Source organism: Thermanaeromonas sp. C210, from assembly GCF_013167955.1.
Taxonomy (GTDB): Bacteria; Bacillota; DSM-521; order Neomoorellales; family Neomoorellaceae; genus UBA12545.
Genome location: NZ_BLWF01000002.1, coordinates 58,789 through 82,115 on the forward strand (window position 1 = coordinate 58,789; position 23,327 = coordinate 82,115).

The following is a 23,327-nucleotide window of genomic DNA, read 5'->3' on the forward strand; positions in this document are numbered from 1 at the left end:
GAGGTAGCCTCGTAAGCCTGTAACAAACATCCAAAGCTACCAGAGGGATTTTGCACACAGTATCGGACTTGACCCAACTACGGCGGGACGCGAGGGGGAGGGTCCTAGTAACGCCGTCCTCGTCCCCGGGGGTGCAACGGGTGAAAGGGGTTGGATGAAAGGGGTTGGACAACGTGATGAGTAAGGGTATACTTTAGGGTGGAGCCCGGCGACATTAGTCCCCATGGTGTTCCAAGGGGAAGCCGGCAGGGAGACAAAGGCAGTGCGGGGTGAGGGCCGTGCTGGATGCCAGCGTCTTAGATCACATCCTAAAGGAAACCGTTGAAGCCCTCGAGCGCAGCCGGTCTCAAATCCATGAGATTGCCGAAAATGCCCAGGCGGAAGTAAGACAGGTGAGCAGGGAACTGGAAGAGGTCAAGAAGTCCTTACAGGCCGTCATCGAAGAGGTGGACCGGCTCGAAAGGGCCGAAAAGAGGGCCCGGCTCCGCCTAGCGGAAGTGAGTAAGGATTTTTATCGCTATAAGGAACAGGATATCAAGGAAGCTTACGACGCGGCATATCAGCTGCAGATAGAGCTGATCAAGCTCAGGGATAAAGAAAAGATACTGCAGTACCGGCGTAATCACCTGGAAAGGAGCTGGCACCGACTGCAACTAACCGTTCAAAAGGCCGAGCAGCTTGCCTCCCAGGTGAATGTTATCCTTAATTATCTCACCGGCGAACTGCAAGGTTTAAGCTTAAAGCTGGATGAGCTGCAGCAAACCCAACAACTGGTTTTCAGTATCATCCGGGCCCAGGAGGAAGAGCGCAAGAGGGTGGCCCGGGAGATCCACGACGGACCGGCCCAATCCCTAGCCCACATTGCTCTGCGGGCCGAATACTGCCTTCAGCTTTTGAACCGGGATCCCGATCAAATCCGGGAAGAGCTCCATGCCCTGCAAAATGTCGTTAGCCTTTGCCTGCAGGATATGCGCAAGATCATATTCGACCTCAGACCCATGGTGCTGGACGATATCGGGCTGGTTCCCGCCCTCGAACGGTACTTTGCTACCTACAAGGAGCAACACGGGCTGGAGGTCGACTTCTTGTTTTTGGGGCAGGAGCGCCGCCTGGACAATACCCTAGAAGTAGCCCTTTTCAGGATAATTCAAGAGGCCGTAAACAATATTAGAAAGCATGCCGGGGTTAAGAGGGCCGTGGTTAAGGTAGAAATGCTGCCCAACAGAATAAGCATTGGCATACGGGACGAGGGTAAAGGCTTTGACCTGGAGGCTGTTCGAAACCGTGAGGAAGGCAGGGGTTACGGACTGATGGGCATGCGGGAAAGGGTGCAGCTTTTAAAGGGAGAAATGAAAATCACTACTGCTCCCGGCAAAGGCACCAATATCAGTATAACGATACCTTTAGACAAAGAGTCCAAGGTCCAGCCAGGGGCTGCACCTGAAACTTAAAATAAATTACGGCTTCTATTCCCGGCAGGTAACCCATCGCGACTGGGGAACGTTTCGGAAGCACCATTGCAAAGGGGAGAGGGCAAGAATGACCTGGCCGGAACTTCAACAAGAATTAACAAGGGGCCAGGTGGCACCCGTATATCTATTGTACGGCGAGGAAAAATATTTACTGGCCCAAGCCGTCAAAGCTCTCAAAGAAACCCTTTTATCTCCAGAAGCAGAGCCCTTCGATTACCAGGAGTTCGCCGGCGAAGATCTTGTTCCTGAAAGCCTCTCAGTCCTGGCCAGCACGCCCCCGGTCCTGGGTCGCAAGCGCTTAATTCTCATTAAGAACGCCCGGCTTGACGGCGAAGCTCTGGTCACTTACCTGACCCACCCTTCTCCGACAGCCTGCCTGGTCTTAATAGCCCCGGGAAACATAGATAGAAAGGGGAAGGTCTTTCAGCTACTTCAAAAGGTGGGCCGCTGTGTAGATTTTGCCCCTTTGAAGCCCGGAGCCCTGGCCCGGTGGTTAGCCCAGGAAGCCCGAAGGATGGGCCGTAAGATAGAGGGCCCGGCGGCCATGGCCCTGGCCCAGGCTGCCGGTAACCTCCAGCAGGGGATTTTGGAGCTTGCCAAGCTGGACCTGTACCTTCCGCCCGGTACCCCCATCACCTTGCAGGAAGTCCAGGCCCTTGTTCCCGCCGCCCTGGCCTCCGACACTATTTTCCAAATGGTGGATGCCCTGGGCAGCGGCCGGGCAGAAGTAGCCATCGGCCTCTGCCGCCGACTGCTGGCTGCGGGAGAGGCTCCTTTGGGCATTCTGGGGATGATGGTCCGCCAGTTCCGGTTGATCCTACAGGCCCATTTAGCCGGGCCTGATTCGCCGGACCTGGCCGTCGCCCTCCACCTTCCCCCCTTCGTGGCTCAGAAGGTGGCCCGGCAGGCGGCTCGGTTCTCCCCGGAAGCGGCTTCTGAAGTTTTAGAGCTCTTCCTGCAAACCGATGTCGACCTTAAAACCGGTGCCGGAAATCCCGCTTTCCTCCTTGAGCGGGCCATTTGGGCCGCCACAAGAAGGGGGAAACGGGTGGGGTAATCCCGTTTCCCCATCTCCTACTTGCCGCGTTCCTTTTCTTTGCGTTCCCCGGTTCCCTGGCCGGGAAACACCGGCCCCGGTGTGACTTCCGGACCCAATTCAAAATCCTCTGCCCCTACCCTTGGGACCGCCGCCGGGTTTAGGGCTCGCCTTTCCTTGCCCTTCTCTTTTTCGGCCAAAATAAATCCCCCCTTTCCGCCTGCTGTTAGTATGGCATGGTAAAGGGGGGAATACTCTCGGAAAATTTTTTAGCTGGCCGCCAGGCGGTTAAAGCGCAATTGTAACCGCGATTTTTTCCTGGCCGCCGTATTGGGATGTAAAACACCCTTAGTGACCGCCTTATCAAGGGTTCTAATGGCCTCGACCAGCTTTTCCCTGGCCTGATCTAGTTCTCCGCCGGCTAAGGCCAACTCGAACTTTTTAATGGCCGTTTTTACCCTGGATTTAATCGCCCGGTTGCGCATTGTGCGTTTACGTGTGATCTCGATGCGCTTTTTTGCCGACTTGGTGTTAGCCACTTACTCGTCACCTCCCCGCTGTATTTTATCACGCCACAACTCCCCCTGCAACAGGACTAGCCGCGCCACACCTCCACCAGTACCACCAGGGCCGCGAGGGCCAGGCGGTACCAGGCGAAAAGCAAGTAGCTTCCCCGGCGCAGGTATTGTAAGAGGAACTTGATGGCCAGGAAGCCCACGACCGCCGACGTAACGATACCTACGGCGAAGGCCGCATCAATCTCCGCCACAGACAGATGCCTGAACTCCCAGAGGGCGGCGCCGGCAATAATAGGCACCGACAATAAGAAGGAAAACCGGGCGGCGGTCTCCCGGCTCATCCCCGTAAGGAGTCCCGCCGTCATGGTGATGCCCGAGCGCGAGACTCCGGGAATAATAGCCAGGGCCTGGGAAAGCCCGACCAAAAGGCTGTCTACCAGGGTGATATTCTCTATATTCCGGGTCTTGCGCCCCCCACGGTCTGCCGCCCACAGGGCAATGCCCATCAGGGCCAGGGCCAGGGCAATTAGAACCGGCGTCCGGAAAACCGTTTGGGCCTGTTCTTCCAGGGCTACGCCGAAGAGGGCTCCGGGGACGCAGGCCAAAAGTATGTAATAAAGCAACCGACCTTCCCGGCTGCGGGGCTGCCTTAAACCTTCCCGGCCAATCTCCAGCAACTCCCGCCAGAAGTAAGCCAGGACGGCCACCAACGTGCCCGCGTGGAGGGCCACATCAAAGGTTAAGCCGGGATCCGGCCAGCCCAAAAGCCAGCGCACCAGGACCAGGTGGGCCGAGCTGGAGATGGGTAGGAACTCACCTAAACCTTGGACTAGGCCCAGAACAAAGGCCTGGAGAATAGACACTATAGCCTGACCTTCCTCTCCTTTTGTATATTCAGGTCGCCTATACAAGCACCTAGTAAAAGAACAGAGGGATCTACCCGGGTTGTAAAACTAGAGCCGCGGTCCCCCTTAGCAGGGTTAATAAACGGTAATGAGTTCCTTCAACTCTTCAAATCGTTTAACTCCAATGCCGGAAACGTTTTGCAAATCTTCAATGGTGCGGAAAGGCCCGTGCTGCTGACGGTAATCCAGGATCCGCTGCGCCAGGGCCGGTCCGATGCCTGGAAGACTGTCCAGCTCCTCCAGGCTGGCGGTATTAATATTAATTTTCCCCCGCGACACCCCGCCCGCCGCGGCGCCCGGTGAAGCGGGCGCGCTCCCTTCTTCCCCTTGGCGCGGCACAACTACCTGCTGACCGTCCTGCAGGGGAGCCGCCAAGTTCAAAGCATGGGGATTAGCCTCGGGCAGCGGTCCCGCAACCTGAACTGCCTCGTTCACCCGGGCACCCGCCGGCAACTGATAAACCCCCGGCCTCTCAACGGCACCTGCTACGTGGACGGTTATGTTACCCCGATCTTCCTTCTCTTCCCCGGGCAGAGCCTCTCCTTGAAGCGGGGCGGCTGAGATGGCTTCCTTCTCTACCGCCGGCACCACTGCTTCTTTACTCTGACGCCAGCGGCCGTACTGCACTCCTGCCCCGAAGACCAAAGCTACCGCAAGCAACAGACCCACCCATCGCACCCGGCTGTCCCATTCCCACATGGCCTCCACCTCAAGCCATTATGGTCGACTTTGCCAATCAAAGGGGGTAACCCACAGGAGTGCGGAATCCTGCCGGACCAAGGGCCGGACCGCACGGGCTTTGCCGCCTCCCAATGGGGTTCACCGGAAGAATATCAGGGTATCCAGAACGAAGAGAGGTATCAAGATGGCCAGGGACCAGCCCATGTAGCCGAAGAAGCTGGGCATCTTGATGTTGTTTTCCTCAGCGATGGAGCGCACCATGAAGTTGGGTGCGTTACCTATATAAGTGTTGGCCCCCATAAAAACCGCCCCGCAAGAAACAGCCATGAGCATTTGAGGATCCACCAGGCCTAAGGTTGTCTGTACGCCTGCCGATGCCCCCAGGCTGGCAGCCGTAGTCAAAAAGACCAGATAAGTGGGCGCATTGTCCAGGAAACCTGAGAGAGCGCCCGTGGCCCAGAAGAAATGGGCCGGCTGGGTGAGGCCGAGCTCTGCCCCCCGGGCATGGAGGATGGCCAAGGCCGGAATCATGGTCATGAAAATCCCGGCAAAGAGAGTAGCTACTTCCTTAATCGGCCCCCACGTGAACCGGTTATCCCTGCGAATGGCCAGGGGAGTAGTCTTGTAGGAGAGATAGGCCGCCAGGAGGATAACTACGTCTCGGATGAGGTTGACGTAGGGTAGGGTCACGGTTTCTTCCCCATGTCGCCACAAGGGAATACCGTACAATTCTCCCGTCGCCGGGTCGCCAAAGGACGGGTGCTTGGCCAGCAGACCGCTCCAAATCACCGCACCCACTACCATACCAAGGTATATCAGATTCTGCAAGCCTTCTACCCGAAGGGGTTCGCGTGCCTGGGTAGTTCCGGGTGTATTTTCTCTGCGATAATAATAAGTATCCAGAAGGAAGTAAAGGGTCAGCAGGATTATAACGTTTAATCCCATAGGTAGAATAAGCCTCATGGTCCAGAAAAAGGGTACACCCCTCAAGAAACCCAAGAAAAGGGGCGGATCGCCGACGGGGGTAAGGGAGCCTCCGATGTTGGAGACCAAGAAGATAAAGAAAATAATGATATGGGCCTTATACCGCCGCCATTCGTTGGCCCGGATGACCGGCCTTATCAGGAGCATGCTGGCGCCGGTGGTACCCACCCAGCTGGCCAGCAAGGTGCCCACCACTAAGAGCAGGGTGTTTACCGCCGGAGTTCCCCGCAGGGTACCGCGCAAAATTATACCGCCGGATACGACGAAAAGTCCAAAGAGCAGGATAATAAAAGGTATGTAGTCGAGCACATAAACCTCAATTGCTTGGACAAAGGCGGTTTCCGCGCCGAAGTAGATTAAGAAGGGGATAAAGAAAACGAGGGACCAGAAAAGGCTCACCTTACCCATGTGGTGTTCCCACCAGTGGGCATTAACCAGGGGAAAAATAGCAATAGACAGAAGCATACCCGCGAAGGGGATTATACTCCACAAGGGCAACAAGTGTCCCAGTTCCCCGCTCCCTGAGGCCCAGGCTACGTCGGGTGCCCCCAAGATACCCATCGCCAAGGCTAAGACCAAGGCTACCACGCCCCACAACTTCCTCACTCTCTACCCTTCCTCCCTTATTTTACAAAGTATACCTCCGGGAACGCTGCTTAATCATACTCCCTTGCTCTTTTTACGATTTTTCCACTGATCTTGGAGCCCTTCCCGGCCCGCAAAGGACACCGTAAATAGGCATTCTACTTAAAGGGAGAAAATCCTCCTTCTCCCCCGACTGCCTCATCTCAGGAAGAAAAGGTGGGATTACGTCCCGCCCTCTCCTCCTCCCGCCAGCTTTTTCTTTACCGATCCGATTTTACCCTCCATGGTTACCTCTTTGTCTATCCGCTGGTCAATGCTGATGTTAGTGACCACCCTGAGGGCACCCTTCTCAAAGGGCAATTCATGCATGCGGCGGAAAACCGTAAACAGCACATCCAAATCGCCTTCAATAACCGTGGACATCGGGGTTAGCTGGTATTTAATTCCTTCTACCTGGTTCAAGAAGCGATGCAGCTCGGCTACATACGAGCTCAGGCTGGGGGAGCCCGGCCCTCCTAGGGGTATCACCGTTATCTGGGCTACCGGCATGCTCCTCGCTCCTTTCCCTTTTTATGGCCGCCAAAAGGTTATCCCCTGGCCCAGGGTTACCCCGCCCCTGGCCCGGGCAAAAAGGTTGAAGACTTACCGGTGAAGGGTCATCCTTCGCTCCACCCGCAGACCCCGAGGTTAAAGCCCGCAGGCGGGCCACCCTCTAGCCGGCCTGCCGGGTGGCGATGTTCACCAGTTTATCCGGCACCACTACGATCTTTACCACCTGCTGCCCCGACAACAGGGAGGCGATCTTTTCCCTCGCCAGGACAGCTTCCTTCAAATCCTCTTCCTTCATCCCGGCCGGCACCTGCAGGCGGTCCCGGACCTTGCCGTTAATTTGAACCACTACCGTTATTTCTTCCTTTACCAGGGCTTGAGGATCGTAGGCTGGCCAGCTCTCCTGGTGCACACTCCCTTCCTGCCCGATCCCCTGCCACAGCTCCTCGGCAATATGGGGGGCAAAGGGAGCCAGCAGGGTAATGAGCTTTTTCAGCCCTTCCTTCACCAGAGGCAGGTTTTGCTCCGGTTCCGGGACGGTATCCTGATAATGGTAAAAACCGTTGACCAGTTCCATGATGGCGCTGATGGCGGTATTGAAATTGAAGCGCTCCTCGATATCCTCGGTGACCTTTTTGATGGTAGCATGGATAAGCCGGTACAATTCCCTGTCGGCACGGCCGGCCGGTTTGATTTCTCCCTTTCCAATCTGGAGGCCGCGCACTTTCGCGCTATAGTTATAGATCAGCCGCCATACCCGGTTTAAAAAACGATAGCACCCCTCTACTCCCTGATCGCTCCATTCCAGGTCCCGCTCGGGCGGCGCGGCAAAGAGGATGAACAGGCGGGCCGTGTCGGCTCCGTAGCGCTCGATGATATCCTCGGGGCTCACCACATTGCCCTTGGACTTGGACATCTTGCCCCCGTCCTTGAGCACCATGCCCTGGGTCAATAAGTTTTGGAAAGGCTCTTCCACCCCTACCAGCCCAAAATCGTAGAGGGCCTTGATAAAGAAGCGGGCGTACATGAGGTGGAGGATGGCGTGCTCCACCCCGCCTATATACTGGTCTACGTTCATCCAGTAGTCCACCTTATCCCTGGCAAAGGGAACCTCCTGGCTGTGGGGAGTGGTGTACCGCAGGAAATACCAGGAAGAGCATACAAACGTATCCATAGTGTCCGTTTCCCGGCGGGCAGGCCTGCCGCAGGCGGGGCAGGTGGTGTGAACAAACTCGGGGCAATCCTTTAAGGGGGATTCCCCGGTGGGCTTGAATTCCACCCCCTCGGGCAGGATTACGGGTAGGTCCTCCTCGGGAACGGGTACGATCCCGCAGTGGTCGCAGTATATTATGGGGATGGGCGCTCCCCAATAGCGCTGCCGGGAAATCAACCAGTCGCGGAGCTTATAATTTACCTTGCGCTTGCCTATCCCCTTTTCTTCCAGGTAGCGGATTATCCTTTCCTTACCTTCCTCGCTGGGTAGGCCGCTAAAGGGGCCGGAATCGACCATGCGGCCCGGCTCCACATAAGCTTCCGCCATGGTGGCGGCGTCCAGCTCCCGGTCCGGGGGCTGTATTACCACTTTCACCGGCAGTCCGTACTTGCGGGCGAAGGCCAGATCCCGCTCGTCGTGGGCGGGAACGCCCATAACGGCTCCCGTGCCGTACTCCATGAGGACGTAGTTGGCAATCCATATGGGAATTCTTTCCCCGCTGACGGGGTTGACGGCATAGGCTCCTGTGAACAAGCCTTCCTTTTCCTTTTCCGTGGCCGTCCGGTCCAGGGCGCTCAGGTGCCGCGCGGCCTGGACGAACTCCTTCACCGGCCCCTCATAGGGGGTTCCCCTGGTCAAATCCTCCACCAGGGGATGTTCAGGCGCCAGCACCATATAGGTAACGCCGAAAAGGGTGTCCGGCCGGGTGGTGAAAACCGGGATCTCCTGTCCGGTGCCCGCCACGGTAAAGACCACCTCGGCGCCCTCGCTCTTACCGATCCAGTTTTCCTGCATCACCTTGACCTTCTCGGGCCATCCAGGGAGCTTCTTTAAATCGTTGAGCAAACGTTCGGCATAAGCGGTAATGCGGAAAAACCACTGCTCCAGGTCCCGGTGGGTGACCGGCGTACCGCACCGTTCGCAGGCTCCGCCCACCACCTGCTCGTTGGCCAGGACGGTGGCGCAGGAAGGACACCAGTTGACGGCCGCCTTCTTCCGGTAGGCAAGGCCGTGCTTATACATCTGGAGGAAAAGCCACTGGGTCCATTTATAGTAGTTGGGATGGCAGGTGGCGACCTCCCGGTCCCAATCGTAGCTTATGCCCATGGCCATAAGCTGCCTGCGCATGTTGGCGATGTTCTTCCAGGTCCACTCCGCCGGATGGATGCCGTGTTTAATGGCGGCGTTTTCCGCCGGCAGGCCAAAGGCATCCCATCCCATGGGGTGAAGGACGTTAAAGCCCCTCATCCGTTTGTAGCGGGCCACTACGTCCCCAATGGAATAGTTCCTTACATGCCCCATATGCAGGTTGCCGGAAGGATAGGGAAACATCTCCAGGCAGTAAAACTTGGGCTTACCCTCGTCTTCGACCACTTTATAGACCTCGCCGGCTTCCCAGCGGCGCTGCCACTTGGGCTCGATCTCCTTAAAGTTGTATCTAGCTTCCATATCGCTCCTTTTCACCCCTTTTAGGCTTCCAGCTCTACCAACTCTGCATCGGCCCAGAGGCGTTCCAGGTCGTAAAACCTGCGGTCCTCCTCCAAAAAGACATGGACCACCACTCCCCCGAAATCCAGCAGGACCCACCGCGCCGATGCATATCCTTCCCGCCGCAAGAGCCGGCCGCCCGCTTCGGCCACCTTCTCCTCTATTTCCCGGGCTATGGCCTGCACTTGGGTGGTGGAGGTGCCGTGGGTGATAACGAAGTAATCGGCTATTAAAGAAATTTTACGTATATCCAGTATGACCACTTCCTGGCCCCTTTTGTCCCTGGCAGCCTGGGCGGCCACCCGGGCTACCCGTAGGGTGTCCGTCAAGCAAATAGAACCCCCTTTATCGATTGATCAGCAGATAGTTCCTGGCTTCTATCGTAACGGGGTGGAGAAGTTGCCCCCTTCTTAACACATAAACAATACCGCTTTCCATGGTCTTCAATAGGGCGCAGTCCAAGTCTCCTTCCGCCGCCCGCCGCAGGTCGTCCACGCCCGAGTATTGTCTCCCAGGTTCCAGAGCATCGGCCAGATAGACTATTTTATCCAGCAGGCTCATGTTCGGTGCACCTATGGTATGACGGCTTACGGCCTGGAGGATCTCTTCGTCCTCTATACCTACTTCCTCCCTCAGCAACAAGGCCCCTACCGGGCCGTGCAGGAGAACCGGGACCTTCCTCTCAACGGTATGACTTATGAGGCCCGCCCTTTCCGCCCGTGCAACCAATTCTTGCGGCGTCAGATCCCGGGCATAATCGTGCAGCAGGCCCGCCAGCCGGGCTTTTTCCACAGACGCCCCGTATTTGGCCGCCAGCCGGGCGGAATACTCGGCCACTCCCAGGCTGTGGCGGAGACGCCCGGGCGAAAGCCTCCGGGCCAGCAGTTCGGCGTATTCCTCCATGACCGAATTCTCCCCGTAGTCCCCGGGAGGCAGGACTTCCCTGCCACAACCGGGCTCAACGCGATCTCCAAGGCCTCTCCTTGAAGAAAAACCCCCTATGGGCAATAGGAGGTCAGCTCAAATATAAACCTTCCCGCCGGATATATTCCTCCACCGCCTCGGGCAGCAAATATCTTATGGTCTTACCTTCCCGCACCCGCCGGCGAATGTCGGTGGAAGAAATGGCCAAGGCCGGCACTTCCAGGAAATGAATGCGCTGCCACCCCTCGGGCGGCAACTGGGGTTTCAGGTCCTTGAGCTTCTCCAAAGGAAACCCCGGCCGGGTGGCCGCAATAAACCGGCATTTCCGGAGGAGGTCTTCTACGTCCTTCCAGTGTAGTATCTCCAGGATGGCATCGGCCCCGGTAATAAAATAAAGCTCCGGCTCGGGGCCCAACAAGCGGCGAAACTCTGTCACCGTATCGATGGTATAGGATAACCCCGGCCGGTCGATCTCTATACGTGACACCGTAAAGTGAGGGTTGCTGGCCGTGGCCAACACCGTCATGCGGTAGCGGTGTTCGGCCGGAGTAACTGGACAACCCTTCTTATGGGGCGGATGGCCGGCAGGGATAAAGATAACTCTCTCCAGTTTAAACTCATCCCGTGCTTCCTCTGCGGCAACCAGATGGCCGTAATGAATGGGATCGAAGGTACCCCCCATTAGGCCCACCTGTTGCAGACAACTGGCGGCCATCGTTTACCCCCGGTGTACCTCGTGCTACAGAAGTATTTTAGCAATTACTGGCGCACCTGTCCACTACCGAAGACGATGTATTTGAAGGTGGTGAGCTGTTCCGGGCCCATGGGACCCCGAGCATGAAGCTTCTGGGTGCTGATGCCGATTTCGGCGCCGAAGCCGTACTGGAATCCATCGGTAAAGCGGGTAGAAGCGTTGACGTATACCGCGGCCGCATCAACTCGCCGGAGGAACTCCAGGGCCCGGGCGTAGTTGTTGGTCACGATGGCCTCGGAATGCCTGGTACCGTACGTGGAAATATGCTGGATGGCTTCCTCCAGGTCGTTGACTACTTTAACCGCTAGAATGAGGTCGAGGTATTCGGTGGCCCAATCCTCTTCGGTGGCCTCCCTGGCAAAGGGAACCAGGGCCCGGGTGTTTTCACAACCGCGGAGTTCTACACCTAAGTCCCTCAATTGCGGCGCCACCAGCGGCAGGAAGGACGGGGCAATATTGCGGTGCACCAGAAGGGTTTCCATGGCATTGCAAACCCCCGGCCGCTGGGTTTTGGCGTTGACCACGATCCGGGCCGCCATCTCCAGGTCGGCATCCTCGTCTACGTATACGTGGCAGTTACCCACCCCGGTTTCAATGACCGGCACGCTAGCGTTCTCCACCACCGTGCGGATGAGTCCGGCGCCACCCCGGGGAATGAGGACATCGATATACTCATTGAGGCGCATCATGACCTGTACCGCCTCGCGATCGGTAGTATCCACCAGCTGAATGGCGCCCTCGGGTATCCCGGCGGCGATGGCCGCCTCGCCAATAATCCGCGCAATGGCGCGATTGGAGTTGATGGCCTCGGAACCTCCCCGCAGGATCACGGCGTTCCCCGTCTTTAGGCACAGGCCGGCGGCATCCACCGTCACGTTGGGCCGGGCCTCATAAATGATGCCGATGACTCCCAGGGGTACCCGCATGCGGCCGATGGTGAGGCCGTTGGGCCTGGTCCACATGGATGTAATTTCTCCCACCGGGTCGGGAAGGCTGACGAGGGCCTCCAGGCCGGCAGCCATCTCCTCAATGCGCTTTTCATTAAGGAGGAGGCGGTCCAGCAGGGCCCGGGAGAGGCCCCTGGCCTGCCCCGCTTCCATATCCAGGGCATTGCTCTGGAGGATTTCGGCCGAACGTTCCCTCAGGGCCTGGGCCATGGCCCTCAGGGCGTTGTTCTTCACTTCGGTATTTAACGTGGCCAGCTTCTGGGCCGCCGCCCGCGCCCTTTTCCCCAGGGCGACGATTTCCTCCCGCACCGCCATTTTTATCGGTCCACCCCCGTTATGCGAGTACGATTAGATTATCGCGGTGTACTACTTCATCATAATCCTTGCGCCCTAGAATTGCAAGAATTTCACCGGTTTTCTTCCCCTGGATGCGTTTTATCTCTTCCGCGGCATAATTGGTCATGCCGCGGGCAATTTCGTTCCCGTCGGGACCCAGAATGCTCACCAGGCTACCGTGCTCAAAGTTCCCCTCCACGCCCGTAATGCCGCTGGGCAGCAAGCTTTTTCCCCGGTGAATAATGGCCCGGGCGGCGCCGGCATCAACCCAAATCTTCCCCTGGGCTACGGGCCCATAGGCCAGCCATTTCTTGCGGCCGTGGGCCCGGTGGTCCCGGGGCAGGAAAAGGGTCCCTATTTCTTCACCCCTTAAAATACCGGCGATCCGGCCGGGCAACAGGCCGCTGGCTATAATTACGGGAATGCCGAAACTGGTGGCCAGGCGGGCCGCCTGCAACTTGGTAACCATACCTCCGGTGGCCCAGGTCGAGCCGCCACCGCCGGCCGCGGCCTCTATCTCCGGGCCGATCTCTTCTACCACGGGGATAAGCCGAGCGTCGGGGCACGAACGGGGATCGGCCGTATATAGGCCCTCGCTGTCTGTTAGGAGGATCAATGCGTCGGCATCCACCAGGCCGGCCACCAGGGCCGACAGGGTGTCATTGTCCCCCACCCGGATTTCCTCCACGGCCACCGTATCGTTTTCGTTTACGATGGGTAATACGCCTAAGCGCAAGAGGGCCCCGAAGGTATGGCAGGCGTTGAGGTAACGCCGGCGGTCAGCCAGGTCGTCCCGGGTAAGCAAAACTTGGGCCACGGTCAGCCCATATTCGCCGAAAAATTTCTCGTACATGTGCATTAACAGGCCCTGGCCTACAGCAGCCGCTGCCTGCTTCTCCGGCAGCGTGCGCGGCCGCTCCCTGAGGCCCAATCTACCCATGCCGGCCCCCACGGCGCCGGAAGTGACCAGTATCACCTGGCGCCCGGCATTGACCTGATCGGCCAGCTCCCTTACCAGGCGCTCCATACGCTCTAGATTGAGCTTTCCCGTCTGATGGGTGAGGGTGCTGGTACCTACCTTAACTACCACTCGCTTGGTGTCGGCCAGGGCCCGCCGGCAGTCGCTAGCCGTCAAATTACCCCCTCCCCCAGGTTACTCCTCCAGCTGGAACTCCTGATCCCTTATACGAACAGTGTCCCCCGGGCGGGCGCCGGCCCGCCGCAGGGCCTCTTCAACCCCCAGGCGTTTGAAAGTCCGCTGTAGGCGCCGCACCGCCGCGTCACTGCTGAAATCCGTCATGGCCACCCGCCGCTCCACCTCCCGGCCAGAGACAACAAACACGCCGTTCTCCCGGGTTATGGTGAAAGTCTCGGCCGGTTCGACCATCCTTGCCGTAGTCTCGTCCGAGGGCGCGTCCTTCACCTCCGGCAGGTCTTCGAGCAGTTCTACCAAATACCATAGCAGGGGTTCAAGGCCCTCCCCCTTCAAGGCCGAAAGGGGAAATATGCGGTGCTTTTCGCCCAACCTTTCGGTAAGAAACCTACAGTTTTCCTCGCCCCCGGGCAAGTCTATCTTATTGGCCGCAATCACCTGAGGGCGCTTTAGAAGTTCGGGGCTGTAATGGCCCAGTTCATTGTTGACCGTTTCGAAGTCGCGGAGAACTTCCTCTCCGCCCTTCATGCCCACGTCCAGCACGTGGACCAGCACCCGGGTCCTCTCGATATGGCGTAGGAACTTTAATCCCAACCCCGCTCCCTGATGGGCGCCTTCAATAAGGCCGGGAATATCGGCTACCACAAAGGAGTGTTCCTCATCCAGGCGCACCACGCCCAGGTTGGGGTTCAAGGTAGTAAAGGGGTAATCGGCAATCTTGGGCCGGGCGGCGGATATGCGGGATAGCAAAGTGGATTTCCCCGCATTGGGCAGGCCTACCAGTCCTACATCGGCAAGGAGCTTAAGCTCCAACCGGATCCACCGCTCCTCCCCAGGCTCCCCCTTCTCCGCAAACTTCGGGGCCTGCTCCCGGGGGTTAGCAAAGCGGGCATTGCCCCGACCCCCGCGGCCGCCCGCCGCTACTACCACCCTCTGACCGGGAGCAACGAGGTCCGCCAAAACCTCTCCGGTAACCGCGTCGCGCACCACGGTCCCCACCGGTACCCGCAGAATCAGGTCGGGGGCGCTGCGGCCGTGTTTATTCTTGCCCTGACCGTGCTCGCCCCTTTCGGCCCGGTAATGACTGCGGTAACGGAAATCCACCAGGGTCCTAAGGCCCGGATCGGCCTCCAGGACGACGCTGCCGCCCCGACCGCCGTCGCCACCGCTGGGGCCCCCGCGGGGTACGTACTTTTCCCGTCGGAAGGCCACCGCCCCGTTACCGCCGTCACCGCCGCGGACATATATTTTTGCTTCGTCGTAAAACATGGATGCTGACCTCTGCCCCTTTTGAGCTGACGTACTCCTTTAGCACCTTAAAGACTAGCCCTTGGCGGGCAAAAAAGTATATAACCCCCCTTTTGCGGGGGAACAAAAATCCTGTGGCCGGGGATGCCCGTAGACGGACCAATAAGGTCGCACTTACTTGCGGGGCAAAAGTAGGGTGAGTTCGAATTTATGGGGAGACCACGTAACAGGCGTACCGCACTTCTCCGCCCGTTCCTGCAGCTCCGCGAGGACGGAATCCATTCTCTCCCTTCCCACCGGCCCCGGAGAGCCAGTAAAACGCCAGAGATACCCTTGCCCTGTTTCCCGGATCTCCAGCCCTAGCCTTCCTTCCTGCTCCCCGGCTTCGAAGGCCCCCAGCACCAGTTCCCAGGCGAGCTCCAGAAGACCCGCCGCCTGTTCCCCGGTTAAGGCCAGGTCCTCCATTTCGGTGTCTACTTCCACTTCCACCTTGATCTGGCGCTGGGCTGCTTCTTCTAGTTTAAACTGGCACTGGAGAACCAACTCGGCCTGCCGCAGGCGCATCAGTCTCCCGTTTTTCCCGATGCGCGCGACTACTTCTTTAGTATAGGCCAGGGCCCTTTCGGGTTTACCCAACTGCAAAAAGCCGGATATTACCTGCAGGTGGTTAAGGAAATCGTGTTTTTGACCCCGCAGCAAGCGTACAAAGGCTTCGGTCTCCCCTGCCACAATCTCCACCCCAAAATATTTATTGACCCCTGGAATCTTCCAGGGGTCGCCCAGGTTTTATCTGGGCCTTAAGCATAAACACTAACTTGCTTCTTATCCCGGCCCTTGCGTTCAAACCTCACATAGCCATCAATGAGGGCGTACAGGGTGTTGTCTTTACCCAGGCCCACGTTACGGCCCGGGTGAATTTTGGTCCCCCGCTGGCGCACAATAATGTTTCCAGCGGTAACGAATTGGCCGTCGTGCCTCTTCACGCCCAGCCGCTTCGATTCACTGTCCCGTCCGTTGCGGGAACTACCCACTCCCTTCTTGTGGGCAAACAGCTGCAGGTCTATCTTGCGCATCTGCTCCACCTCCTCGATTCAACCTGTACAAAGCGTCTATAGCTCCTTGCTATGGCCCTCAGGCCCAGCTCCATGGTCCCTAAAATGACCTCCGCCTTCTCCCGCTCGCGTACCGGCAGGTCCCCGGGCAGTAGGCACTGTAGAGTGCCTTCCCCTTTCTGGACTTCAGGAGCCACGGTCAGGTACTCCTCCAGCCCCATGACCGCCGCCTGGGTAAGGGCCGATACAGCGGCACACACTATATCCCGGCCCCGCGGTCGGTAGCCCGCATGGCCGGAAACCAGGAAACCCACCGCGCGGCCGCCCTCATCGCGCCAAAGGGTTACCCGGACCATGGGTATTTTAGGAAACCTCGATCTTTTCGATACGCAGGGCAGTAAAGGGCTGACGGTGCCCCTGCTTCCGGCGGTAATTCTTCTTGGGCTTATATTTGAACACGATTATCTTTTCGCCCTTACCGTGTCCTTCGACCTTGCCTATCACCCGGGCGTTGGCCAGATAAGGCCTACCCACCTGCAAACCCCCGTCGCCCTGGACGGCCAGCACTTTATCCAATACTACCGTTTCGCCCTCGGGAACGGGCAGCTTCTCCACTTTCAACACATCGCCCTCGGAAACCCGGTACTGCTTGCCACCTGTTTCGATAATAGCGTACATTCGTTCCTTCTCCTCCCAAGCTAAGACTCGCCGGAATAAAGGTATCCTGCCCGAAGGCAGGGGTTTTTAGACCTTTCCCGGGCGGTTTAAAACTTGAGGTATATCCGCTTCTGCAGTGTAGCATATTTAGTAAAGGGCTGTCAAGCAAACCACGCCCGCCCTCCGTGTCAAGAGTTAGTAGGCGTCGTTGAAGTTAGGCTCCGGTCATAAGAAATAAGCCTCCCCAGCTTGTTTTCTGAAGAGGCTTATCTCCTAAATCTAGGGGCGTTGCTTAGGTAGGTTGTATTTGACCCTTACCCCCCTTTTGTTTTTCTTCTACCCACCTCTGTTATATCACAGAGGATTGAGGGCCGCCACCTTCGTTTTCCAAGCTATGTTCCCAGGGCTATCTCGTCTAGGCGGTCGTAAACGCCTTTAAGGGCCGCGTAGAGCTCCCTGTAGAGTTCCCGGTAGGGACGGTAATGGGCGTGGGCCTTTTCATTTACCTCGAACTTTTGGGCCGGCCGGGCAAGTTCCTTGGCCACCCCCGCCAGGTCCTTGTAGATGCCTACCGCATACCCCGCCACCAAGGCCGAACCCCAGATGCCTACCTCTTCCCTCTCCAAACTCACGTAGGGTATCCCTAAGATATCCGCCTTCATCTGGTTCCAGAGGGGGCTTCTCGCTCCGCCGCCTATGACCCGCACTTCCTTAACTTCCAGGCTCGGGAACAATTTGCGAGTTATATCTAGGTAATAGCCATACTCGTAGGCCACTGCTTCCAATATAGAACGATAGAAGCCTGCCTTGTCGTGGTTCCAGCTAAAGCCTATCCATGCTCCTCGGATGCGGCTGTCATAAGGGCAGACACGGCCGCCCAGATGGGGTACGAACAAGAGCCCGGCAGACCCGGCCGGAACCTCCGCGGCGGCTTCGTTAAGAATATCGTACACGTCACGGCCCGAACGCTCTGCCTCCTCCCTTTCCGCAGCAGCCCAGGTATCCCTAAACCACCGCAGGCACAAGCCCCCGCCGCCGATATAGGCCATGGCGAACCACAGACCGGGCTGGACGGCCCGGGGTACGATCAAGGTTTTGTTTTCAATGTCCGGGACGAATTCGTCCACACAGAAGGCTAACACGGAAGCGGTACCCGCTACATCCACGGCCTGGCCCTTCTCTACCATACCTGCGCCCAGGAAGCTGGCCGCCGTATCCCCCACCCCGGCCGCCACGGGCGTGCCTGCGGCCAGGCCAGTGTCCCTGGCCCCTTCCTCGGTTACATAACCGACAATCCGCCAGGGCTCGACTATTTGGGGAAGCTTATCCTGGGATAGGCCAAAGGCACCAAGGAGTTCGGGGGACCACCGGCCGGCGAGGGCGTCGGAAACGCCGGAAAAGTGAAGATAAGTGTAATCCTCGAAGGCCTGTTCCGCCCGCAACCCGCATACGCGCCCCGCTACATATACGGCTGGGACAATGAACTTGACAATGCGGCGGTACACCTCCGGCTCTTCTTCCTTCCACCAGATCATCTTGGGACCGTGGGCTATGGAAGGGGGCATGCCCACCGTGGCTATGAGTTTTTCGCCGAAATGCTCCCTCAGCCAATCCACGTATTTCTGGCAGCGGACGTCAAGCCACGAGTCGTAGCGGGTAACGGCACGCCATTCTTCATCTATACCCATGATACCCGCCATCTGTCCGTCGAAGGCCATACCGGCTATATCCCGTGGATTTATGCCGCTCTTCTCCAAAACTTCCCGGATAGTGATACAGGCCGTCCGGTAGAAATCTTCCGGGTCCTGCTCCACCCACCCCGGTGCTGGATACCGCAAATAAGACTCGGCGTAGGCTACGGCGAGGAGGCGACCTTCCAGGTCAAATAATCCCGCCTTGGTCCCTGCAGTGCCTATATCGACGCCCAGAAGGTATTTGGCGCCCATCAGTCTCCCCCCCGAGGGTTGTAGCGGGGATTATCTATGATGCACGGCTGGCCGTCTTCCTCCAAAACCAGCTTGGAAAAACCCTGTTTTTCTATGGTGCCGTAGTTATGGCCCGCGTCACCCCTATACACCCCGAAAAAGACCAGGGGTTCATCCCCCGTATTTATCGTACGGTGGGCCCAGTAGGGCGGGATATAGGATATGCTGCCCGGATACATCTCCAGGACTTCCGCCTGGCCGTCCTCAGTCTGCATCAGGAGCAGCCCCTTGCCGGCAAGGCATACATAGATCTCCGCCGTGCCGGCCACGGCGTGAAAGTGGCCCTTGGTCATAAAGTATTCCTTGCCTACTTTGCCCGGGTATATGATACTGGTGCAGTGCTGGAGATGGCCGTCCTCTTCGGGAATGACTACATTATAGAATTCGTAAACCTTCGGGTTCTCTTTTAACATGGTTTCGGCCGCTTCCCGGTCATGGAACATTTCCTTCATGTCCGCCAAATAGCGCACTATATGATTGCCGGGCGGAGAAAGAACACCCGTCTTGAGATCGCATATGGTATTAAAGGGTTTAAATAGATGCAACCCACTTCGCCCCTTTCCGCGGTTCTAATTCTTCCGTAACGCCGTGTTTGTCGTCGGCCTTTCCGCTCCCCTTTGCCTACCAGTCGAAACCGATGACCACTTTACGGTTGCTGGCCTTCCCGGCTACCCTTTCAAAGGCATCCTTAATGGATTCCAATCGGTAAATACCTTCGATGAGACTCTTAACCTCCACACGCCCGGCGGCGATAAGCTCCATGGAACGGCGGAATTGATGGTAGTTAGAGCCTGTAGTGGCGGTAACCTTCAACTGTTTATAGTGGATGAGGTTAGTGTTCAGAGGCACCGTTTCCTGGCCGCGGGGCAGGCCCCCGAAGAGGTTTATGCGTCCGAAAACCCCCGCCAGCTCCAGGGCCCGCTGCTGCACCGCCGGCACCGAGCAGGCGGTTATAACGACATCCGCTCCCTTCCCGCCGGTTTCTTTAAATATGACCGATTTCAGGTCTTCCTTAGAGGGGTTCACCAATACATCGGCCCCGAATCGTGCGCCGTCCTGTAGACGTTCTTCCACCGTCTCGCTTAAGATCACCTTTGCCGCGCCCTTGAGTTTGGCCATCTGAACGTGGAGCAGGCCTATGGGTCCCGCACCTATTATTACCACCACGTCGGCCGCGCGTATATCTACGGCTTCTACCCCGTTATACACGCAGGATAAGGGCTCAACCAACACGGCTTCCTCGAAGGATACGCCGTCCGGTATGCCCACTATATTGCCCCGAAGGACGGCCGGGGCGGTAATCTTCATGTATTCTTGGAAGCCGCCATCCAGGCTGATTCCGAAGGCCTGGTAGTCGGGGCAGAGCTGGTTCCAACCCCGCAAGCATACTTCGCACTGTCCGCACCCTATATTTGGGGCTACAGCCACCCTCATTCCCGGGGCCAGGCCCCGGACCTCGCTCCCCACCGAGGCTATCACACCTACTACCTCATGCCCCAGCACTCGTTCGGTTCCCGGAGGTATTTTAAAGTGACCGTAATGGTAAATGCGGATATCGGTACCGCAGATGGAGCAATACTTTACCTGCAGAAGGACTTCGTAGGGGCCTATTTGAGGGACGGGGCCCTCCACCACCTCCATATCCCTTATTCCCCGGTAAACTGCCTTTTTCACCGGCTCGCACTCCCTCCGTTCGCTTCTCCTTCATGAGTCCTGTAGCAGGATACTACATTCTTCGGTCTTCTTCCTTCTAAAACGCTAATCACGTTTTCCGCCGCCTCCAGACCCATGCGCATTACCGCCTCTTCCGTATAGGCACCTATATGGGGTGTCAAGACCGTAGTTTCAAGGTCCAGCAGCTCCCGGCCCCGGAGGGGTTCCTCGGCGTACACATCTAGCGCCGCAGCCCTTATCCACCCCTCCCGCAGGGCCCTGGCGAGGGCCTTTTCTTCTACGATTCCGCCCCGGGAGGTATTTATGAGGACGGCATTGGGTTTCATGAGCCTGAGTTCAGCCTCACCTATGAGGTTCCTGGTTTCCGGTACGAGGGGAAGGTGGACGGAGATGTAGTCAGCCTCCCGGAGGATCTGCTCCAATCCGACATATTCTCCCCTTACCTCCGCCGCCAAGGAGGGATCCGGGCAAACGTCGTAAAGCAACAGCTTGGTACTAAATCCCAGGAGCCTCCTCGCCACCGCCCGGCCGATCCGACCCGTCCCCAGGATGCCGACGGTCTTTCCGAACAAGGACATGCCCATGAACTTCTTCCACTGGCCCTGCCTCATGGAAGCATCCGCCTGGGGGATACGCCGGGCGGCGGCCAGCATCAGCCCCACCGCCAGGTCCGCCACGGCCTCCGTATTGACGTCGGGGGTGTTCGTCACGATTATGCCCTTCTCGGCTGCGGCCTCAAGATCAATATTGTCCACCCCCACGCCGTATTTGGAAATGACCTGCAGGCGGGGCGCGTTCTCGATTATCTTCCTGGTTACTTTATCTATACCGACAATAAGGGCATCCGCGTCTCTAACGAGCTCCAGAAGCTCATCGACCTCAAGGGGTCGTTCCAGCTGATTGCGCACGATGCTATAGCCCCTCTCCTCGAGTACCTTAAGGGGTAAGGGAGAGGTAGCCGCAAAGGATCTGGGCGTTACGACTACTTTAATGGTCATCCTCTTAACCTCCCGCGAGCATGGGTAGGACCGTAAGTTGGCAGTCTTGGTCGACCGTACAGGCGTCCCAATCCTCCGGCGGTACCCCCCGGCCGTCCAATAACACGGCCCAGGCTGCCGGGTCAACACGGAAGCCGCACTCGTTGGCCGCAACCTCCAGTATCTCCTTTACCGTAGCCGGCGCCGCTACTTCAAGGACAGCGGCCGTACGGCCGGCAAAGCTGGCCGCCGGGCCCAGAAAGGTAACGGTAACCCTCATATACCCTTCCTCCACAGGTGCGGACACGCAACTTTATTTAACACCGGCGGCGACCGTGCCGGTTCCATCGGATTGGACCACGGAGTCCAACGCCAGTTGCTTCAAACACTCGCGAGTAGGTATCCCGTCCCTGTCCCAGCCCCGGGCTGCATAATACTCGTCTAACATCTCGTCGTACATCTCTCTAGTCAGTACCTTCCCCTTGGCCGGCCCCTCCGGCAAGGGCTCCTTCATAATACGGTCAGGCAGGTAATCGTCCTTACGGGTAATACCTTCCCGCGCTAGGATAAGCCGTTCCAGGGTATATATCCTCTCTCCGATCTCCATGAGCTGGGGTGTAAGATCCACCCCGGTGACCATCTCCAAAACCGTCCCGCTCGGCCGGTCGCTAAAGCCCATAGATGACCGCGCCACGGTGCAGATCCCCAGGGAGTCTACATACGCCCTGGTGTCCTGGATACGCTTAACGAGAAGCCCCTTCCCCTTAACAGCAAACCTGTCGTACTCGCCGGTAAGGAGTTCGTCCCGGATGGTCCATCCGCCTACGTTGTGGCACGCCCCACGGCTGGAGGTCCCGTAGGACAACCCTATGCCGAAGAAGCCCCTCGGCTCGTAGGCCGCAAAGGGCATCCATTTGCAGTGCATCATGTAGGGCACGGTTTCCGGATATTTTGCGGCCAGGTACTTAAAGCCCCTGGCCAGCTCGGCACCAAAGCCCCGCATCTCCCCCATATCCCGGAGCATCTCCACCATGGCCTTGCCGTCGCCAAAGGGCAGTTCCCTTCCTATCAACTCCCGGCTAAACAGGCCCAGTTCATAGCACTCCATGGCATAGGCAATAATGGTCCCGGCGGACATGCTGTCCATCCCGTACTCATCGCATAAATTGTTAGCCGCAACAATGGCGCCGAAATCGGCCACGCCGCACTGGCCACCCAGGCTGCCTATGCTTTCGTACTCCGGGTCGGACTTGAAACCCTTAAAGGGCCCCTCTTTAACCTCGCATATCTGGGCGCACCCGATGGGGCAGGAGTAGCAGGCTTTGTTCTTCACTTTGTAGTGCTTTTCCATGTATTCGGCCTTGATGGTCTCAATACCATCGAATACACTGGTACGGAAATTGTAGCTGGGATAACATCCCAGTTCGTTGAGGACGCCCGTGTACTGGGGCGTACCGAAGCGAGTATGCACAGGCCTGCTGTCCCGCGCCTTGCGCATGGCCTCGCGGCTGAACTCCGCTAGGGCTTCCGGGCGGTGAAGGGGTATCTTCCCCCGCCCCAGTACCGCCACGGCCTTTAAGTTCTTGCTCGCCATGACCCGGCCGGCGCCGCCCCGGCCGGCGCTCCGGCCGTCCACCATGATACAGGCGATGTCCGCCCCGCGCACCGCCGCCCTGCCGGCGATCATTACCGAAGCCCTTTTCTCCCCTATGGTGTCCTTTATGATTTCCGTGCCCCGGCCGGTTTCTTCCTCCCAGAAGGCTTCGGCCGAATGGAACTCCACCTGGCCGTCCCGGATATAAAGGAAGGTGGGTCTTTTAGCCCGGCCCTCAATGATGAGCCCGTCAAACCCCGCAAATTTGAGATGGGGCCCGAAATTTCCTCCGGAGTTAGAACAGAGGTACAGTCCTGTCTGGGGGGACTTGGTGGCCAGGTTAAACTTCGTAGTGGAAGGCAGCCTTACCCCCGTTAACGGCCCGGTGAAAAAGAATATCTTATTCTCCGGGGAAAGGGGATCGGTATTAGCACCTATCTCGTTGTAGTAATAAAAGGCCGCCACGCCCCGACCGCCCAAGAACTGTTCGTACACTTGAGGAGCAATCTCCTCTATTGTGGCCTTTTCGTCCGTGAGATTTACCCGTAACACCCTTCCCAGGTATCCACCTTTAAACAACATCCTCACCCCGTCC

General features: G+C 57.8%; 25 protein-coding genes. 2 read left to right on the forward strand and 23 right to left on the reverse strand.

Going from position 1 to position 23,327, the window contains the following annotated elements; translation table 11 throughout:
* The first annotated feature begins 278 nt into the window (after nucleotides 1-278).
* Together TAMC210_RS04390 and holA are read left to right on the forward strand one after the other, a co-directional pair.
* Nucleotides 279-1,451, forward strand: coding sequence for a sensor histidine kinase (locus tag TAMC210_RS04390; RefSeq protein ID WP_173297607.1), 1,173 nt, complete (start codon nucleotides 279-281; stop codon nucleotides 1,449-1,451).
* Nucleotides 1,452-1,539: 88 nt separating this feature from the next.
* A complete protein-coding gene (gene holA / locus TAMC210_RS04395; RefSeq protein WP_173297608.1) occupies nucleotides 1,540-2,529 on the forward strand; it encodes a DNA polymerase III subunit delta in 990 nt (329 codons plus the stop codon).
* A gap of 17 nt (nucleotides 2,530-2,546) precedes the next feature.
* On the opposite strand, the gene TAMC210_RS04400 is transcribed toward holA, so the two are convergent.
* The 23 genes from TAMC210_RS04400 to TAMC210_RS04510 all read right to left on the reverse strand — a co-directional run bounded on the left by TAMC210_RS04400 (nucleotide 2,547) and on the right by TAMC210_RS04510 (nucleotide 23,314).
* The gene (locus tag TAMC210_RS04400; RefSeq protein WP_173297609.1) at nucleotides 2,547-2,708 is read right to left on the reverse strand and encodes a hypothetical protein; all 162 of its coding nucleotides are present in this window, start codon (nucleotides 2,706-2,708) and stop codon (nucleotides 2,547-2,549) included.
* Between the two features lie 69 nt (nucleotides 2,709-2,777).
* On the reverse strand, nucleotides 2,778-3,047 hold the full coding sequence (gene rpsT / locus TAMC210_RS04405; RefSeq protein WP_173297610.1) for a 30S ribosomal protein S20: 270 nt from the start codon (nucleotides 3,045-3,047) through the stop codon (nucleotides 2,778-2,780).
* 56 nt (nucleotides 3,048-3,103) lie between these two features.
* The gene (uppP, locus tag TAMC210_RS04410) at nucleotides 3,104-3,889 is read right to left on the reverse strand and encodes an undecaprenyl-diphosphatase UppP (RefSeq protein WP_173297611.1); all 786 of its coding nucleotides are present in this window, start codon (nucleotides 3,887-3,889) and stop codon (nucleotides 3,104-3,106) included.
* 117 nt (nucleotides 3,890-4,006) lie between these two features.
* Entirely contained in the window at nucleotides 4,007-4,630 is a 624-nt protein-coding gene (locus TAMC210_RS04415) for a ComEA family DNA-binding protein (protein WP_173297612.1), read from the reverse strand.
* A gap of 120 nt (nucleotides 4,631-4,750) precedes the next feature.
* The gene (locus TAMC210_RS04420) at nucleotides 4,751-6,157 is read right to left on the reverse strand and encodes a sodium:proton antiporter (RefSeq protein WP_173298131.1); all 1,407 of its coding nucleotides are present in this window, start codon (nucleotides 6,155-6,157) and stop codon (nucleotides 4,751-4,753) included.
* 246 nt (nucleotides 6,158-6,403) lie between these two features.
* Complete coding sequence (locus TAMC210_RS04425) at nucleotides 6,404-6,730, reverse strand: MTH1187 family thiamine-binding protein (RefSeq protein WP_173297613.1); 327 nt, start codon at nucleotides 6,728-6,730, stop codon at nucleotides 6,404-6,406.
* Nucleotides 6,731-6,893: 163 nt separating this feature from the next.
* Nucleotides 6,894-9,392 (reverse strand): leucine--tRNA ligase, encoded by a 2,499-nt coding sequence (gene leuS, locus TAMC210_RS04430; protein WP_173297614.1) that lies wholly within the window; start codon nucleotides 9,390-9,392, stop codon nucleotides 6,894-6,896.
* Nucleotides 9,393-9,412: 20 nt separating this feature from the next.
* Nucleotides 9,413-9,733 carry a ribosome silencing factor gene (gene rsfS, locus TAMC210_RS04435; RefSeq protein ID WP_217267303.1) on the reverse strand — a complete coding sequence of 107 codons (321 nt, stop codon included), beginning with the start codon at nucleotides 9,731-9,733 and terminating at the stop codon, nucleotides 9,413-9,415.
* Between the two features lie 43 nt (nucleotides 9,734-9,776).
* A complete protein-coding gene (yqeK, locus tag TAMC210_RS04440) occupies nucleotides 9,777-10,334 on the reverse strand; it encodes a bis(5'-nucleosyl)-tetraphosphatase (symmetrical) YqeK (RefSeq protein ID WP_173297616.1) in 558 nt (185 codons plus the stop codon).
* A 112-nt stretch (nucleotides 10,335-10,446) separates the two neighbouring features.
* The gene (gene nadD / locus TAMC210_RS04445; RefSeq protein WP_173297617.1) at nucleotides 10,447-11,070 is read right to left on the reverse strand and encodes a nicotinate-nucleotide adenylyltransferase; all 624 of its coding nucleotides are present in this window, start codon (nucleotides 11,068-11,070) and stop codon (nucleotides 10,447-10,449) included.
* Between the two features lie 44 nt (nucleotides 11,071-11,114).
* Nucleotides 11,115-12,371, reverse strand: a complete 1,257-nt coding sequence (locus TAMC210_RS04450) for a glutamate-5-semialdehyde dehydrogenase (RefSeq protein WP_173297618.1) — start codon at nucleotides 12,369-12,371, stop codon at nucleotides 11,115-11,117.
* 19 nt (nucleotides 12,372-12,390) lie between these two features.
* Nucleotides 12,391-13,527, reverse strand: a complete 1,137-nt coding sequence (gene proB / locus TAMC210_RS04455; RefSeq protein ID WP_173297619.1) for a glutamate 5-kinase — start codon at nucleotides 13,525-13,527, stop codon at nucleotides 12,391-12,393.
* 18 nt (nucleotides 13,528-13,545) lie between these two features.
* Entirely contained in the window at nucleotides 13,546-14,814 is a 1,269-nt protein-coding gene (obgE, locus tag TAMC210_RS04460; RefSeq protein WP_173297620.1) for a GTPase ObgE, read from the reverse strand.
* Nucleotides 14,815-14,967: 153 nt separating this feature from the next.
* Nucleotides 14,968-15,522: a Spo0B domain-containing protein gene (locus TAMC210_RS04465; protein ID WP_173297621.1), complete on the reverse strand. Its 555-nt coding sequence runs from the start codon at nucleotides 15,520-15,522 to the stop codon at nucleotides 14,968-14,970.
* Nucleotides 15,523-15,590: 68 nt separating this feature from the next.
* Entirely contained in the window at nucleotides 15,591-15,866 is a 276-nt protein-coding gene (gene rpmA / locus TAMC210_RS04470; RefSeq protein WP_173297622.1) for a 50S ribosomal protein L27, read from the reverse strand.
* Nucleotides 15,854-16,201, reverse strand: a complete 348-nt coding sequence (locus TAMC210_RS04475) for a ribosomal-processing cysteine protease Prp (RefSeq protein WP_173297623.1) — start codon at nucleotides 16,199-16,201, stop codon at nucleotides 15,854-15,856. The genes rpmA and TAMC210_RS04475 overlap by 13 nt, the downstream gene beginning before the upstream one ends.
* Nucleotides 16,202-16,208: 7 nt before the next feature.
* Nucleotides 16,209-16,523, reverse strand: coding sequence for a 50S ribosomal protein L21 (rplU, locus tag TAMC210_RS04480; protein WP_173297624.1), 315 nt, complete (start codon nucleotides 16,521-16,523; stop codon nucleotides 16,209-16,211).
* A gap of 371 nt (nucleotides 16,524-16,894) precedes the next feature.
* On the reverse strand, nucleotides 16,895-18,448 hold the full coding sequence (locus TAMC210_RS04485; protein ID WP_173297625.1) for a xylulokinase: 1,554 nt from the start codon (nucleotides 18,446-18,448) through the stop codon (nucleotides 16,895-16,897).
* Nucleotides 18,448-19,032 carry a glucose-6-phosphate isomerase gene (locus tag TAMC210_RS04490; RefSeq protein WP_254388513.1) on the reverse strand — a complete coding sequence of 195 codons (585 nt, stop codon included), beginning with the start codon at nucleotides 19,030-19,032 and terminating at the stop codon, nucleotides 18,448-18,450. Before TAMC210_RS04490 ends, TAMC210_RS04485 begins: the two co-directional genes overlap by 1 nt.
* A gap of 76 nt (nucleotides 19,033-19,108) precedes the next feature.
* The gene (locus TAMC210_RS04495) at nucleotides 19,109-20,161 is read right to left on the reverse strand and encodes a zinc-dependent dehydrogenase (protein WP_173297626.1); all 1,053 of its coding nucleotides are present in this window, start codon (nucleotides 20,159-20,161) and stop codon (nucleotides 19,109-19,111) included.
* Nucleotides 20,158-21,159, reverse strand: coding sequence for a phosphoglycerate dehydrogenase (locus TAMC210_RS04500; RefSeq protein ID WP_173297627.1), 1,002 nt, complete (start codon nucleotides 21,157-21,159; stop codon nucleotides 20,158-20,160). The genes TAMC210_RS04495 and TAMC210_RS04500 overlap by 4 nt, the downstream gene beginning before the upstream one ends.
* Before the next feature lie 4 nt (nucleotides 21,160-21,163).
* On the reverse strand, nucleotides 21,164-21,418 hold the full coding sequence (locus TAMC210_RS04505; RefSeq protein ID WP_173297628.1) for a MoaD/ThiS family protein: 255 nt from the start codon (nucleotides 21,416-21,418) through the stop codon (nucleotides 21,164-21,166).
* A gap of 33 nt (nucleotides 21,419-21,451) precedes the next feature.
* A complete protein-coding gene (locus tag TAMC210_RS04510; protein ID WP_173297629.1) occupies nucleotides 21,452-23,314 on the reverse strand; it encodes an aldehyde ferredoxin oxidoreductase family protein in 1,863 nt (620 codons plus the stop codon).
* Nucleotides 23,315-23,327 lie beyond the last annotated feature (13 nt).